This is a genomic window from Pseudomonas petrae, from assembly GCF_021728295.1.
GTDB lineage: Bacteria > Pseudomonadota > Gammaproteobacteria > Pseudomonadales > Pseudomonadaceae > Aquipseudomonas > Aquipseudomonas petrae.
This window is the reverse complement of the sequence record NZ_JAKJXE010000016.1, coordinates 98,329-113,486: the sequence shown is the minus strand read 5'-3', so window position 1 is coordinate 113,486 and position 15,158 is coordinate 98,329. Positions and strand designations below refer to the sequence as shown.

Annotated in this window: 15 protein-coding genes and 1 pseudogene; 4 read left to right on the top strand and 12 right to left on the bottom strand. The window is 60.6% G+C overall.

Annotated elements, in window-relative coordinates; all coding sequences use genetic code 11:
• Positions 1-112 precede the first annotated feature (112 nt).
• From mksF to mksB, 3 genes are read right to left on the bottom strand one after another with little or no spacing between them, the layout of a single operon-like run.
• Positions 113-2,947 (bottom strand): Mks condensin complex protein MksF, encoded by a 2,835-nt coding sequence (gene mksF, locus L4G42_RS22900; RefSeq protein WP_237259957.1) that lies wholly within the window; start codon positions 2,945-2,947, stop codon positions 113-115.
• On the bottom strand, positions 2,944-3,651 hold the full coding sequence (gene mksE, locus L4G42_RS22895; protein WP_237254782.1) for an Mks condensin complex protein MksE: 708 nt from the start codon (positions 3,649-3,651) through the stop codon (positions 2,944-2,946). Before mksE ends, mksF begins: the two co-directional genes overlap by 4 nt.
• Positions 3,641-4,918 (bottom strand): Mks condensin complex protein MksB, encoded by a 1,278-nt coding sequence (mksB, locus tag L4G42_RS22890; protein WP_133772577.1) that lies wholly within the window; start codon positions 4,916-4,918, stop codon positions 3,641-3,643. Before mksB ends, mksE begins: the two co-directional genes overlap by 11 nt.
• A gap of 143 nt (positions 4,919-5,061) precedes the next feature.
• Between mksB and L4G42_RS22885 the strand changes: the two genes are divergently transcribed.
• Entirely contained in the window at positions 5,062-5,868 is an 807-nt protein-coding gene (locus L4G42_RS22885) for an energy transducer TonB (protein WP_237254781.1), read from the top strand.
• On the top strand, positions 5,861-6,313 hold the full coding sequence (rimI, locus tag L4G42_RS22880; protein WP_237254780.1) for a ribosomal protein S18-alanine N-acetyltransferase: 453 nt from the start codon (positions 5,861-5,863) through the stop codon (positions 6,311-6,313). Before L4G42_RS22885 ends, rimI begins: the two co-directional genes overlap by 8 nt.
• Before the next feature lie 58 nt (positions 6,314-6,371).
• On the opposite strand, the gene L4G42_RS22875 is transcribed toward rimI, so the two are convergent.
• Positions 6,372-6,785: a serine kinase/phosphatase gene (locus tag L4G42_RS22875; RefSeq protein ID WP_237254779.1), complete on the bottom strand. Its 414-nt coding sequence runs from the start codon at positions 6,783-6,785 to the stop codon at positions 6,372-6,374.
• A 160-nt stretch (positions 6,786-6,945) separates the two neighbouring features.
• Here L4G42_RS22875 and can point away from each other — a divergent pair, with 160 nt between their 5' ends.
• Positions 6,946-7,587, top strand: a complete 642-nt coding sequence (gene can, locus L4G42_RS22870) for a carbonate dehydratase (protein WP_065991764.1) — start codon at positions 6,946-6,948, stop codon at positions 7,585-7,587.
• Between the two features lie 127 nt (positions 7,588-7,714).
• Here the strand turns inward: can and L4G42_RS22865 are convergent, their stop codons facing one another.
• The 8 genes and pseudogenes from L4G42_RS22865 to L4G42_RS22835 all read right to left on the bottom strand — a co-directional run bounded on the left by L4G42_RS22865 (position 7,715) and on the right by L4G42_RS22835 (position 14,352).
• The gene (locus tag L4G42_RS22865; RefSeq protein WP_237254778.1) at positions 7,715-8,881 is read right to left on the bottom strand and encodes a hypothetical protein; all 1,167 of its coding nucleotides are present in this window, start codon (positions 8,879-8,881) and stop codon (positions 7,715-7,717) included.
• 195 nt (positions 8,882-9,076) lie between these two features.
• On the bottom strand, positions 9,077-9,865 hold the full coding sequence (locus L4G42_RS26470) for a methyl-accepting chemotaxis protein (RefSeq protein WP_419789401.1): 789 nt from the start codon (positions 9,863-9,865) through the stop codon (positions 9,077-9,079).
• Between the two features lie 69 nt (positions 9,866-9,934).
• Positions 9,935-10,750 (bottom strand): annotated as a pseudogene (locus L4G42_RS26465) (MCP four helix bundle domain-containing protein); the annotation flags it as partial.
• Positions 10,751-10,892: 142 nt separating this feature from the next.
• On the bottom strand, positions 10,893-11,543 hold the full coding sequence (locus L4G42_RS22855) for an HD domain-containing protein (protein ID WP_237254777.1): 651 nt from the start codon (positions 11,541-11,543) through the stop codon (positions 10,893-10,895).
• Positions 11,544-11,684: 141 nt separating this feature from the next.
• Entirely contained in the window at positions 11,685-12,572 is an 888-nt protein-coding gene (locus L4G42_RS22850; RefSeq protein WP_237254776.1) for a metal ABC transporter substrate-binding protein, read from the bottom strand.
• Between the two features lie 27 nt (positions 12,573-12,599).
• Complete coding sequence (locus L4G42_RS22845; RefSeq protein WP_133771835.1) at positions 12,600-13,469, bottom strand: metal ABC transporter permease; 870 nt, start codon at positions 13,467-13,469, stop codon at positions 12,600-12,602.
• A complete protein-coding gene (gene aztA, locus L4G42_RS22840) occupies positions 13,466-14,218 on the bottom strand; it encodes a zinc ABC transporter ATP-binding protein AztA (RefSeq protein WP_237254775.1) in 753 nt (250 codons plus the stop codon). Before aztA ends, L4G42_RS22845 begins: the two co-directional genes overlap by 4 nt.
• The gene (locus L4G42_RS22835) at positions 14,215-14,352 is read right to left on the bottom strand and encodes a hypothetical protein (RefSeq protein ID WP_237254774.1); all 138 of its coding nucleotides are present in this window, start codon (positions 14,350-14,352) and stop codon (positions 14,215-14,217) included. The genes aztA and L4G42_RS22835 overlap by 4 nt, the downstream gene beginning before the upstream one ends.
• A gap of 182 nt (positions 14,353-14,534) precedes the next feature.
• Here L4G42_RS22835 and L4G42_RS22830 point away from each other — a divergent pair, with 182 nt between their 5' ends.
• Positions 14,535-15,143: a flavin reductase family protein gene (locus L4G42_RS22830; protein ID WP_237254773.1), complete on the top strand. Its 609-nt coding sequence runs from the start codon at positions 14,535-14,537 to the stop codon at positions 15,141-15,143.
• Positions 15,144-15,158 lie beyond the last annotated feature (15 nt).

Below are 15,158 nucleotides of genomic sequence, written 5' to 3'. Positions count from 1 at the left end.
GCGCGCGAAAAAGTTCTTGAACCTGCGAACAGCCGACAGCCAATACCCCCCAATCAGCGCCCACAAAAAAGCCCCGCATCTCTGCAGGGCTTTCTATTTCCAGTTGGTTTAATTACTCGCTAAGCGTTGCAACCGCCTGGGTTGCTTTCACCGGAACAGCCTCGTCACGACGCTGAATGTACTTCCAGTCCGCTTCGTCGATGTAGATCCCGGCAGGCCCACTGCCGCCTTCCAGGTCAATGGCCACATGTGCCGACACTTGAGGCTTAACGCTCGCCAGAATCGGTACAAAGCCCAGTTGCAGGCTAGTTTCCAGCAACGCTGCCTGGTTCCTTTCATCAATGTCAGCGGCTTCGTCGAGGTAGTAGGGCAGACGAATCCGTCCAGCCTGCTCGCGATCCATGAGGTGCAGCAAGAGGTACATGTTGGTCAGTGCCTTGATGGTCATGGTCGTGCCGTTTGACGCCGCTCCATCAATGTCGGTATGGATAACCGGCTGGCTGTTGACCTTGGTGATCTCGAACGCGAGTTCGAACAAGTCCTTCAAGCCGAGCTGGTTGTGGTTAGCCGCAACCAGGCGAGCCAGATACTCTTTGGCGTCCTCGTTCTTGTTGTCCTGCTCGGCGCTCTGGCTCAGATCGAACACCGACAGTGTCTCGCCCTCTTCGTACTGACCGGCGCTGTGGATGATCTGATCGATGTGCTTGAGCGCTTCCTTGTTCGGCGCGAGCACAATGCGGAAACTCTCCAGATTGGATACCTGCCGGCGGTTGATTTCACGGTTAAACAGCGCCAGTTGGTGCTCAAGGCTGTCGTAGTCGCTGCGGATGTTGCGTAGCGTCCGCGCGATGTCGGTCACAGCAGCACGGCGTGCCTTGCCCAAAGTAAGCGCTTCATCAGTGCGATGAGCATAAGCGTTGATCAGCAACTGCAGACGCCGCTCCATGTCGTCTTCGCTGTCGAACTTGGCGACGCCTTTTAAACGAACCTGCGCGTACAGCGCTTCGATCTGACCATCGCAGCGCAACAGGCCCTGCCAACTGTCCTGATAGTCATTGAGCAGCGGCAGCAAGTTCTCTAGCGAGTCATCAACCGGCTCCATGAACGGGGTGCCAAATGGCAGATCGGTCGGGAGTAGCTGACGACGACGCAGCGCGTCATCCAGCGTGCGTTGCTTGGATTCGAGATCGCCGATCTGACGACCGACCAGCTGCAGCTTGGCCGACAGTTGTTGAACGCGCTCGGTGAAAGCATCACTGGAGCGTTTGAGCTCGTCTTGCGCCGCTTCCATCTGGGCCAACTGCTCAAGCTTCTCGCCCTCTTCGGCGCTCAATGTTTGAGCGCGGCGGAAGTCTTCGAGCGCCTTCTGAGCATCCAGCACCTGCTGGTACAACGCTTCAGTCTGGGTTTTGCTCGCCGCACGGTCGGCCGCGACGGCTTGTTGAGTCTTCAGTTGCTTGAGCTCCTTCTCCAGGCGCTCCTTTTGATCACGCAGCGCGGCGCGATCGGCCAGCGCCTGCAGGGCAGGGGGCTCGATGTTCGACAGATTGACAGTCAGGCCGGGCACTTCGAAGCGCTCGCCCTTGAATCCATCGAGAATGGCTTCGAGGGATTTGACCCAAGCATCGCCATCATCCAGGGCGATGCCTTGCTCGCCCAATGGCAAGCTGAACAGCGCGCTGTTGAACAGGCGCATTAGGCGCTCGACATCAGGCTGCGAGAACTCTTCGCGGAGGCGGGCATAGCTATTGTTGTCCGCATGATCGAGCTGTTGTTTCACTGACTTCAGACGTTTTTCCAGATCACGCAGGCGCTCATCCAGATCCTCGGCGCTGAATTGCCGCGACTGCGCGAGTGCGCCGGCCAGCTCATCATGGGCATCCTTGGCAGCCAGTAACTGCTGTTCCAGAACTCTTACGTCGTCGACCAGCGCAAAGCGGTTCTTCAACACCGCCAGTTCGCCGATCCAGCGCTGGATATTGCTGATTTCACGCTCCAGGCGCATCAATTCTTGAGTGCCGCCACGCTGATCGTTCTGCAGGGAATCCTGTTCGTTACGGTAGTGCTCGCTTTGAATGACCAGCTCTTCTTTGCGCGCATTGGAATAGTCCTGCCATGTGTCCAGCAGCGAGTCGAGCAATGGCGACAGACGATGCAGCTTGCCGCGCAGGATGTCGCGCTGTCTGACGCCGTTGGCCAACGCTTCGACCAGCGGGCCGGCGAGCACCAGTGCGTTGTAGTCCTGCTCCATGCGTCGTACGTCGCGGAACGCTTCTTCGCACGCAGCTATGTAGTCGACGCTGCCGGAACGCAGGCTGTGCTCAAACGCGTCGAGAAACAGCTGCTTCAATTTGGCAGCGGTGATCTCGCGCATATGCAGCAAGTTGATGAATAGCGCGCGGAAGGTCTTCAGGCTCTGTTCACTGGTTGAGCGCAGGGGAATCAGGGTCAGGTCCAGAGGAATCGACGTGTGGCCACCGACCAGCAAACGGCGCAGTTCATCCGGCTTGAGCTCGTAGGCTTTCAGGCCCTGGCTTTCCAGATTGGCAAACAGCTCCTTCTGGCGCAGGCAGGTATCGTCCTTCTGGTAGTGAGCCAGGTCCAGCTTGCCGGCATAGGCGAAGAACTGATGACCGAAACCGCCGCCCGGGCCACGACCGACCACGCCGATCACATGGGGGCCGTGGGGCAGGGAGACTTCGACGAGGATGTAGCTGGTGTCGGAAGCGAAATAGAAGCGACGCGATTGATCGAGGCTGTATTTGCCGAAGCTCATGTCCGACATGCGCGCCAGAATCGGGAATTGCAAAGCGTTGATCGACGCACTCTTGCCCAGGTTGTTCGCGCCGTAGACCGACAGCGGATGCTCCAGTGGAAACAACCCGAGGCTGTAACCGGCAGTGTTCAGCAGCGCGAAGCGGCGTATGCCGTAGCGTTCCTGGCTCATGCGTCATGCTCCTGTTCTTCAGCGATCGCCCGGGCTAGCGCTTGTTCTTCGGTTTCTGTGGCTTCATCGAATTCGGTGAGGTCCAGCGGGTCGTCGGTTTCCAGCAGTCGCTCATCGCTGTCGTCGTCGATCAGCACCGGTGCCGGCAACGGCAGAGCGCTGTGCAGACTGGCCGCCAGGTCACGGTCTTGCTGCACCGACAGGCAGACGTCGAGGAAGCGATGCATGGGCGGCAGGAAGCGATAGATGCCGACTTCTTCAGCGGCGAATCCCAGTTGGGTCATGCGACGCATGATTTTTTCTTCCAGCTCTTCCTGGGTCTGTACCTCAGCTTGCAGGAACAGATCGCGGTACTTTTCCAGCAGCGAGGGCAATTCGTCACGGCCCAGACTACCGCCATCGAGCACGGCGACCGGGTCGCGGCCCTGGTCAGCCAAGTGCTCGACGAGGATGAACGTGAACAGCGCCAGACGTTGAGCCGTCTTGTTGACCTGCGCGGCCGCCAGATCAGGCACGAAGTAGTAGAAACCACGGGTGTCGCAGACCAGCTCGAAGCCCAACGCCTTGAACAGGCCGCGGTACTGGTCCTGAAGATTGGACAGTTGTGCGTACAGCTCGGGGTCGCGACGGCTGACGTGGTAGCCCTTGAACAGCTCGCGAAAGATCGGCGCCAGCTGGGTCATTTCGGATAGATCAAGATGCATGGGCGGTGCCCTCGGAATTCTCTGGGGTGGCGTCTTTGCTCGAGAGCAGGGCGAAGGAGCGCAGGCTGACGCGGTGCTCCTGGGTCAGGTATTCGCGGCGCTCAAGGCGCTCGCGCTTGAAGCGTTTGTCCCGCGACAGGCGCGAAAACCAGTACAGCAATTCATCGGTCGCGCCGGTGGGCTCCTGCTCCAGCAACCAGACCATCAGATCCGGCATGGGCAGGGCGTCTTCGCAACGCTCGACCATTTCTCTGACCGTGCGCGGCGCGCGCGGCGGCTCGCCCTTGCGGGTGACATTGGCCTTGGGGAACCGCGCGGGTTTCGGCTCGAAGCGCGCCAGCGCATACACGTACGCTTCGACCTGATTGGCACTGCCAAGAAACGTGCTTTGCGGACGGGTGAACATCGGCATCGCCGCTTGCGGCACGGCGTCCAGGCCTCGTCGACGGATCGCCGACAGCGCCAGGGCAGCACCGCGCGTCACGGCATTGTGGCGACGCGCTTCTTCACGCAGCGGCAGCAGCAGCTCACGTGCATGGCGCAAGGTCAGTTGCGCGCTGGTCTGCATTTCAAGGATGCGCGCGTGGGTGCGCAGGAGCATGTCGTCGTCGACCAGATGGCCGAGACGTTGCTGGTCGGTGAGCATGCGCAGCAGCACGTTCTCTACCTTGCGCACGCCTTGTTCGAAGGCGCCATCGGCGTTCACCAGCTGGATCATCGGCTCGACGTATTCATCCCAGGTTGCCAGCACTTCCGCATAACGCTGACGCAGCGGGATCTGCCGGTCACTGGTCTTGGCACGTTCGGCCACGGCCACCAGCGCCTGCTCGTCGTTGGCGAGCTTCTTCAGGACGTCGCGCACACGCATGTCGAGCAGGCGCAGTTGCCGCGCAAGGTCATTGGCGTCGCGGGCGTCGAACGCTTCCTGTATATAGCCGGCCAGCCGTTCGAGGTGGCGCAGGTACGCTTCGATTTCCAGGCACAGGCCCAGCCGGTGCTCGCGGCGCAGGTAAGACAGGAAATCGTGGATCTGCGCGTTCAGCTCGAAACGGTTCGGGCTTTTCGCCACCGGGACCAGAATGTCGAGCCGAATCCAGACGTCCAGCAAAGTGGTGATGTCCTGTGGCGTGCTTTCCAACTGCTGGGCCGCCAGTTGCAAGCGCAGTTCGCTCAGGCTCAGAGTGCCTTGGTCGAAGTGCTCGCAGAGTGGCTCGAGAAGCGCCCAGTGTTCGGCAAGGGCGCGCAGGACGCGCTTAGGTTCGATCATCGGATGGTCGCTGACTGGCAAATAAAAGCGGCGATTGTACTGCATCGCCGGGCTCGTTTTTCACCCCTAGTCGATCAACAGCGGCGGGAAGCGGTGAAGGCCTGTAGAATCCCCGCCTGACTTTATCCACAGGTAGCTGACCTTTGCTCAACGAGCCTCGTCGTCGCGCTTATCTGACCGCCATGCAGGTGGTCAGCTGGCTGCCGCGCACCGAATTGCCTTTTGCCGCGCCTTCGCGTCCCGAGCTGCTTGCGCCCGTGCCGCAGATAGTGGATGCGCCCGTGCCGGTGATTCAGGCGGATGCGCCTCGCGCGCCGGACCGCGACTCGCCACCCGCCGCACCCACGCCCGTTGCGCGGACGGTGGAGCGGCCGAAGATCGATATACCCCGCCCTTCCAGCGCACCCAAGCCAAAACAGGCGCAGGAAGAAGACGCCGCGCCTGTCGTGGTGAAAGCGCCGGTTGCGCCGCCGCCACGTTTTGCCCTGCAGCTGCTGCGCGCCGGGAGTTGCCTGCTGCTGGTGGAACTGGTGACCGGCGAGCCGTTTCAGAGCCGCGACCCTTCCTATCTGTTGCTCAAAGACATGCTGCGCGCCGCCGGCCTGCCGGACAGCCCGCAGATCATCGGCGAGCCTGTGCGCTGGCCGCTCCTGGTCCGCGGGCAAATGGATCAAGGGCCCGAAGCGGCGCGGGATTTCGTCCAGGGTTTTCTGTACGCCCGCGTCGAAGAACAGCCCTGCACCTGTTTGTGGCTGATCGGACTGCCGGCGCTGCGGTTTGCGGCTGAAACTGACGCCGAATCCTACAATCTTGAACTCCAGGTCGACGGCCTGGGATTAGCCTGGGCGCTGCCGGGTCTGGAACTGTTGATGGACGAGCCGCAGCGCAAGGCCGAAGTGTGGCGCTCCATGCGTCAATTGATGGGCCGTTGGAAGAGCGTAAATGAATGACGCAGTAACGTTTCGCCGCATGACCGAAGCTGATCTGGACGCTGTCCTGAAGATCGAATACGCCGCATTCAGCCATCCCTGGACGCGGGGCATTTTTATCGATGCGCTGAAGTCATACGAAGTGTGGCTGATGTTCGAAGGCAGTCAGCAAGTGGGGCACGGGGTGATCAACGTGATCATCGATGAGGCGCACCTGCTCAACATCACCGTTAAACCGGAGAGTCAGGGTCGTGGCTTGGGGCTGATGCTGCTGGAACAGCTGATGAAGCGCGCCTACGAGATCAATGGCCGGGAATGTTTTCTCGAACTGCGAGACAGTAACCGGTCTGCCTATCGTTTATACGAGCGCTATGGTTTCAACGAAATAGGCCGACGTCGGGATTACTACCCGGCAGTGGGCGGGCGAGAGGATGCGATCGTCATGGCCTGCACGCTGTTCGAATAATCAAGGCGCCTTTGTGTGGGGCGAACCAGGTTCGCTCCCACAAAATTCAGTCCACTGATCAGACGCCGGGCTTGCCGTCCAGCGGATCCAGAATGGCCATTTCCTCTTCGTCCAGACCATCGCCGCTGCCGATGTCATCTTCGTCGACAATGCTTAGACTCTGATCGGCCGGGCCATCTTCGCCGGCTTCACGAGGCGAGCGTGCGCCGTCTTCCCGGATCAATGTTTCAGGGCTCATGTCGTCGTCGGTCGGGTTGTGATCCTCGGTGGAGGCACCGGTCAGCCCGGCCTCACGTGCGCGTTCATCTGGGATCAACGTTTCAAGCTCGTCTTCAGGGATGACGTCGCCAATGCGCCCGCTCGGCTCATTGTTGTCGTTGAAGTTGAGCTCTTCCATTGATCCCATGCGGTCTTCGTTGTCATCGATGGGCTCAGGTTGAGTAGCATCGAATGGACGGCGTGAATTGTTCATGGCAAATCCTCAGTAATGTCGGTCCTAATGGGTGGACCGGACGACATGGCGAAGATTCCATCCGCTTCCTGATCGGTGCCGTCGATCGATCGATCACCCCGCGTGACCCGAAGCGCGGGGCCCCAGTCATAGCTGAGCATCATTTCCGAGGCATCAACGCATGAACGAACTACAAGACTTGATCGACAACAACGAACGTTGGGCTGCCGCCATCAAGGAAGAAGACCCCGAATTCTTTGCCAAGCTGGCGCGCCAGCAGACGCCGGAATTTCTATGGATCGGTTGTTCGGACGCCCGTGTACCCGCCAATGAAATCGTTGGCATGCTGCCGGGCGATCTGTTCGTGCACCGCAACGTGGCCAACGTCGTGCTGCACACCGACCTCAATTGCCTGTCGGTGATTCAGTACGCAGTCGACGTGCTGAAGGTCAAACACATTCTCGTCACCGGTCACTATGGTTGTGGCGGCGTGCGCGCCTCGATGCAGGATCGCCAGTTCGGCTTGATCGACGGCTGGCTGCGCACGATCCGCGACTTGTACTACGAAAACCGCGAGTTGCTGGCCAAGCTGCCGACTGAAGAAGAACAGGTCGACCGGCTGTGCGAGCTCAACGTGATTCAGCAGGTTGCCAACGTCGGTCACACCAGCATTGTGCAAAACGCCTGGCATCGCGGGCAGAAGTTGTCGGTCCACGGCTGCATCTATGGCATCAAGGATGGGCGCTGGAAGAGTCTGAACGCGACCATCAGCGGCCCGGAGCAATTGCCGCCGCAGTATCGGTTGCGTCCGCAGGGGGAGTGATCGGCCAGGCCAAGCGTTCATCAAATTGTAGGAGCGCGCTTGCCGGCGAATGCATTTTTCCAGATATCACAATGGTGTCTGGCAAAACGCGTTCGCGGGCAAGGGCGCTGCTACACAGGCCGAGGCTTTACAGCTTGGTCTGCTTCATCTCCGGCAACGGCTTCTGCAGCTGCTTGATCTGCCGAGACACCTCGCCCGTTCGGCATTTCGCTGCCGCCTGATCCGGCGTCAACTTGCGGACCGTGGTGAAGAACAACTTGCAGGTTTCAACCTTGTTGGTCACCTGCCAGTTGGTGGTGCACTGGTTCAACAACGCCGCTGGATCGGTCGTCGGTTTCTGGCCCATGCCAGCCTGCCAGCACGCCGCGCTCAGGTCCTGGCCCATGACCTTCAAACCGGCTTCATCCGCCTTGGCTTCGTCCCCGCCGTAATTACTTTTGTCCGCCGCATTCCAGATATAGCTCGGGTGATTCGAACCCAGCACGGCGACGCTTTGCCCGCCAGCCGGGCTGATGCTCGCCAGGCCCAACACCGGAACCGTCACGTTGTATTGCTGCTTGAGCCAGGCGCGCACCGGCGCACCGAACGCGACCATCGGCAGCGATGTGCCCGCCGCGCTTTGCGTTAGCTGCTTGACCATGTTCGTCTGGTAATCGGTGAAGTAGCTGTAAACGTTTTCGAGGTCCTTGCCGGCGTTGGATGGCGCAGCAATGGGCGCGATGTCGATGATGGTTTGATAGGCCGGCGTCTGCTCCTTGGGAATGCCGTTATCCGTGAGCAGCTCGGACCAGCGGTCGGTAGTCGCCGAGAAAAGATAGTCCTGGGCCTGCGTCAGCGAATAGTCCGGCGGGAAATGCAGCAGCTCGACGCTCTTGCGGTTTTCCAGCGCCATGCCCAGCGGCAAAAACAGATACCAGTTGTAGGCGAATTTGTTATCGGCGTTGAGTTTGCTCGCGCCGGCGTAGGCCAGATCGCCGGCGTCGAGCAGCGCTGTAAGTGGTTTGTCGTAGCCGTCCGGCACGCCGGTGATGTCGGCGTAGATCACGTCGTTGTCGTTGTGAACCGCGATCTTGGCCGCGCTGTAGCCGTCACGCTGCACGCTTTGCGTGAGGTAGTGCTCGACGGTCTGTTCCAGCGTCCAGTTTCGGAAGCAGATGACATTGCAGTTGTTCGGGTAGGCAAACAGGTGTGTGACGCGTTCCTTGCTCCCCAGTTTGACGTTGACGTCGGCCTGAGCGGTGAGGCTCAGCGTCAATGCGGTAAGTGCGATGCTCAATGCAGCTGTTTTTTTCATGCTCATGTCCTTGTTGGCGTAGACACCCATCTGCGTGGGTGGTGTTTCGATAATGAAACACTTGGACATGACTGGGAATGGGCGGCGGCGGTCTCGGCGACATTTATAACGAAAGGCACGCCGGTGACGCGGCGTGCCAGAACCTACGGAAGGTTCGACCAGGCTTCCTCGATCTACATCAATCTGGCTAGCGCCTCACAACACAAACCGCTGAACCATCGTGTTCAGGTCGGTTGCCAGCATCGACAGCGCATTGCTCGCCACCGTGGTTTGCTGAGCGCCCGATGCCGATTGCGTCGACAGGTCGCGAATGCTGCTCAGGTTGCGATCGACTTCGTTCGCCACTTGCGCCTGTTGTTCGGCGGCGCTGGCGATTAGCATGTTCCGGTCGCTAATGGTCGAAGTTGCGCTGATGATGACGGTCAGTGCGTGACCGGTTGCAGCGGCCTGCTCCAGGGTGAGATTGGCCTGGGCGGCGGTGACGCGTAACGTTTGCGCGGTGTCCTGAGTACTTTTCTGTACATCGTTGATCAGCGTTTCTATCTCGGTGGTCGACGCGCTGGTGCGTTGGGCGAGTGAGCGCACTTCATCGGCGACCACGGCGAATCCGCGACCCGCTTCGCCAGCCCTTGCGGCTTCGATGGCGGCATTCAGTGCAAGCAGGTTGGTCTGGTTGGCAATCGCGCGGATGACTTCGAGAATCTTGCTGATGCTCAGCGTGCGCTCGGCGAGACCGTCGGCCTGATGAGAGGAATCAAGAACGTTGTCGGTCAGCGCCTTGATCGAATCAATGGTGCCGGTCAGGCGCAGACGCCCCTCGGCGGCCGCTTCGTTGGACGCCTTCGATTCGCTCGACGTGCTGCTGGCATTGTCGGCGACTTCCCCGGCAGCCTGACTCATCTGGTTCACGGCCACTGCCGCCTGCTCGATCTCATCGTTCTGCAGTTGCAGATTCCTGGCGCTGGCTTCGGCGATCGCGCCCATTTCCTGGACGGACTGGCCTAGCTGTCCAGCCGCGGCGTAAATCTGATCGATCGTGCCGTGCAGATTGGCGCGCATCAGGCCCAGGGTTTTCAGCAGTTGAGCCGTTTCGTCCTTGCCTTCCGGAATCGGCTGCGGGCTTAGATCTCCTTGAGCAATGGTGTTGGCGATGTGCAGCGACTGACGCAGGGGGCGGATGATGCTCAGGCTAAGTCGCCACGCGAGCAACAGGGTGAGCACCAGCGCCACCACGATGGCGCTGACGGCGATGATTCGAGTCTGTTGGAACCGCGCGCCTGCAGCGTCGACGGTGCCCGCAGCACTTTGCTTGTTCAGCTCACGCAGCAACTGCACCTGCATGTCCATCAGATCACCCTGCAAGCTCAGCGTGGTATTGAGCAGCATGCGCGCGTCGTCGAGCTTGCGTTGTTCGATCAAGGCGATTTCGTCGTGCAGCCCCGGCATGAAAGCGCCATAGGCGTCTTGAAGGGCCTTGATGGAGTCACGCTCGGTGCTGTCGGTGGCGTGGGCGAGATAATCGACGAAGCCTTTTTCGACCTCGTTCTTAAGCTGTTCGACGTTGATTTTGCTGGTCACCACCGCGCCGGGGTCGTCGGCATTGGCGATCAGCCTGGCGCTCTCGCCGCGCAACTTGATCAGGTCGATGGCGATCGCGTCGGCCATGGCAATGCTGGGCAGCGACCCACTCTCAACCGCTTCACCCTGATCGCGGATGCTCTGCATCTGCAACAGGCAAAACACACCGAGCGCCACCAGCAACAGCGCAGTCACGCCGAAGCACAGCACCAACCGCTGGGTAATCCTGAAGCGGCGCAGGAAAGCAGGCCTGGAAGAAGGACGGACTACACGACGCAATAACCTTTTCACTGCCAATCATCCCATCGACGAAAACACCGGAGAGATGGTTATAGAGGTGTTCCGTGATGTCTTTGTGACATTGCTGGAAATATTTCGGAATTGTTGCGACTCGCGTATTAACCGCTAAGCATCAGCGTGGACGTTGAACATCCTACGCACCAATCTCTTCCATAAACTCGCGCAAGAACCGCTCCGCGCGTGCATGCCTGACCTGCGCCATGTGCTGCCCCGTGGCCGTTTGAAACCCCTGCGCCAAAGTGAAAATCTTGGTTGTGAAGTGATCGACGGCGAAGCGTTTGTCGTCCAGAGCACGCTGTTGCGCCTGCGGGTCGGCCGGGTCGTAGAGGTGGCTGCCCATGCGCCCTGACACGTAGAAGAGCCTCGCCACGCCGACCATGCCAAGGGCGTCGAGACGGTCGGCGTCCTGCAAAATCTTCGCTTCCAGCGAGGTGGGCGTGATGTCGGCGGAATAGCTGTGGGACTCGATGGCGTGGGCGACGGCCTGGGTGCGCTCTTCGTCCCAGCCCATTTCTGCGAGCAGCTCGGTCGCTTTTGCTGCGGCCAGACGCGAGGCGCTTGAGCGAAAGGGCGAGTTCTTTTCCACTGAAACGCAGTCGTGGAGCAGGGTGGCGGCAAGCAGAATCTGGTGATCACCGCCCTCAGTGTCACGAATGGCGCAGACGTTGCTCCACACCCGGTGCAGGTGGGAAACGTCGTGGGAGCCGTCGAGCCTCTCCGCCACGGTGTGGGGAATCAGGAGGTCGGCGAGGGACTGAAAAGGCGCGAAGGAGAGAGCGGTCATGGATCATCCTGTCGATGTCGGCGGACGGTGCGCCAGCATACAGATTGACCCGCGCCTGCGCTGCCGGTTCGCTGAGCCGGTTCGCTGATCTCTGCCACGCACGTTGCGCGGCAGAGGTCAGTTCAGCCGTCGCGCAATAACTCACTGGCCTTTCATGGCCGCCGCCAGCTTGTTCACGTTGTAACGAAACATCGTCACGTAGGTCGCCGCCGGACCATCTGCGGGTGACAGCGATTCCACGTACAGCTCGCCGCCCGGGTGCGCGCCGCTGGCTTTGGCGATCTGTTGCACCAGGCGCGGGTCGCCGGAGTTTTCGAAGAAGTAGGCGCTGACATGCTCCTGCTTGATCTGGTTGATCAGCTTGCCGACGTCAGCCGCCGAGGCTTCGGTTTCAGTCGAAAAGCCCAGTGGCGAGAGGAAGGTCACGCCATAGGTATCGCCGAAATAGCCGAAGGCGTCGTGGGACGTCAGCACCTTGCGCTGTGCGACCGGGATGGCGCTGATCTGCGCGCGGGCGTAGGCGTCCATGTCCTGCAGCTGGGCGATGTATTTTTCACCGTTGGCTTTGTAATCGGCGGCATTGTCCGGGTCGGCTTTCTGCAGGGCCTTGATGATGTTTCTGACGTAAACAATGCCGTTTACCGCGCTGTTCCAGGCATGGGGGTCGGTGATCTTCTTGCCGTCTTCTTCCATGCTGCGGGTCATGATCCCGTCAGACAGCACGACGGGCTGGCCTTTGTAGCCGGAGGCGGTGATCAGCCGATCCAGCCACCCCTCCAGATGCAGGCCGCTGACGAACACCACGTCGGCTTTCTTCAGCGCCTGGGCATCAGTGGGGGTGGGCTCGTAGACGTGGGGGTCGCCGTTGGGACCGATGAGCGCGGTCACGTGCACGTGATCGCCACCCACGTTGTGCACCATGTCGGCGATGACCGTGAACGATGCGACGGTCTCCAGGGTTTTTGCCTGGGCGAAGTTGGCCAGGCCCGACAACGCCAGCGCGGCGGTCAGAAGCGTGAAACGTTTCATGGTGGTTTCCTTACGGTAAGGGGACGATCAGCCGGACAGATGAACCCTCGGGAACAGCCGGCGTACAAAACCGCTGCGTCCAAAGAACAGTGAGAACCCGTAAAAGGCGCTGGCGGTGAGCACGATGGCCGGGCCCGAAGCGACGCTGGCGTGGTAGGAGACGATCAGGCCGATGAAGCCCGAGAGCGTCGCCACTGCGGTCGAAATCACGATCATGCCGGTGAGCGAGCGTGCCCAGAACCGCGCGACCGTGGCGGGCAGCATCATCATGCCGACAGCCATCAGCGTGCCCAACGCCTGAAACCCCGCCACCAGATTGAGCACCACCAGCAGCAGAAATAGCACGTGATACAGCGAACCGCGACCGCCCACCGCGCGCAGGAAACCCGGGTCGAAACATTCGAGGATCAACGGGCGGTAGATCAGCGCGAGCAGAATCAAGGTGAATGAAGCGATGCCGCCGACCATGAAAATCGCTTGATCGTCGATCGCCAGAATGGTGCCGAAGAGTACGTGAAGCAGGTCAACGTTTGAGCCGTGCAGGGAGACGATCAGCACGCCGGCGGCGAGCGATGTCAGGTAAAAACTGGCGAAGCTGGCGTCCTCACGCAGGGTTGTGTAGCGGCTCACCAATCCCGACAGCAACGCCACGGCGAGACCTGCGATCAGGCCGCCAAAGCCCATCGCCGGGAGCGACAAACCGGCGAACAGAAAACCCACGGCGGCACCCGGCAATACCGCGTGACTCATGGCGTCGCCCACCAGACTCATGCGCCGCAGCATCAGCAGCACGCCGACCGGACCGGAGCCGATGCCCAGCGCCAGACACGCCACCAGGGCGCGGCGCATGAAACCGAAATCAACGAAGGGCTGGATCAACAGGCTATAGAGCGTCACAGCGTTTGCTCCGCATCGGCGTCGCACGGTTGTGCGTCAGGGTTCCAGTGCTCGGCCATGTTCTTGGCGCGGCGCAGGTTGTCGTCGTTGAGGATGTCGGCGGTGTCGCCCCAGGCAATGATTTCCCGCGCCAGCAACAGCGTGCTTGGAAAATGCTGGCGCACCTGCTCGATGTCATGCAGCACAGCAATAACGGTGCGGCCTTGGTCGTGCCAGGCGTTGATCAACTGCAGCAAGTCCCGCGTGGTGCGTGCGTCGATGGCGGTGAAGGGCTCGTCGAGCAAAATTACCGAAGCGTCCTGCAATAACAGCCGGGCGAACAGCACGCGCTGAAACTGACCGGACGACAGCGAGCTGATGCTGCGTTGCTCGAATCCCGCCAAGCCCACAGCCCCCAGCGCCTCTTGAGCCTGTTGAGCGTGCTTTCGCGTGGCGCCTCGGAACGCCCCGATGCTGCGCCAGGCGCCCATCATCACGGTGTCGGCCACGCTGAGCGGAAAGCTGCGGTCGATCTCGGCTGCTTGCGGCAGATAACCGATGTGCCGCGTTGCCAGCTGGTTGCGCTCGACGCGCCCGACGGCGGGTTTGAGCGTGCCGGCGATCGCTTTGATCAGCGTGGATTTACCAGCGCCGTTGGGGCCGACGATCGCCGTCAGGCTGCCCGCCGCGAATCGGCCGTTCGCGTGATGCACCGCTGGCCGGCGTTCATAGGTCAGTGTCAGGTCGTGGAGGTCGATGGCGGCACTCATGGAATCGCCACCGCCCAGACAACGCCGATCCACAGCAGGACCAGCATGGCGAGGGAAATCAACACGCGTTTGCCGGCCGATTGAGCCAGTGCGGACGTTGCAAGGGAAGGAAGAAGCCGGGAATCGCGTTTCACAGAAAGGACTGCCTGAAATACTTTGTTATAGTATTACATCACCTTTGGCTTGATCTGCAAAGCGCGATTTGGGCGAAGTTCAGGGAGGCGACAGTTTGCACCACGCTACGGAGAGTGGCGTTTCCCCGCCGCGATAAACCCTGTAGTTTTCGATCACTTTTCTCTTTGCCAGGATGATTTCCATGACCGCTTCCCACCGGCGTTCGGTACCCCTCGCCAAATGCTATCGCCTGCTCAACCACGGCCCGACCGTGCTGATCAGCGCCGCTCACGAGGGTCAACGCAACATCATGGCAGCGGCGTGGGCGATGCCGCTGGACTTTCAGCCGCCCAAGGTGACCGTCGTGCTGGATAAATCCGTGTGGACGCGGCAGTTGCTCGAAGGCTCCGGCACGTTCGTGATCAACGTGCCGACCGTCAGCCAGATCGATATCGTCGAAACGGTCGGCTCGACCTCAGGGCAGGACATCTCTCAGGAGCAGGGCCTGGATAAATTCAAAGCTTACGGGCTTGAGACCTTCGCAGGCTCCCACGTTGAAGCGCCGCTGCTGGAAGGCTGCGCAGGCTGGCTGGAGTGCCGATTGATACCCGAGCCGCACAATCAGAGCGCGCACGATCTGTTCATCGGCGAAGTGGTCGCGGCGTGGGCGGATGAGCGCGTGTTTTCCGAGGGGCACTGGCATTTCGAGGGGCATGACGGGTTGCGCACCCTTCACCATGTGGCGGGCGGGCATTTTCTGGTGATTGGCGATGGCGTTGACGGCAAGGTGTTGCAGCGATCCGCTGAATGACCCAAGCCGGGCTGC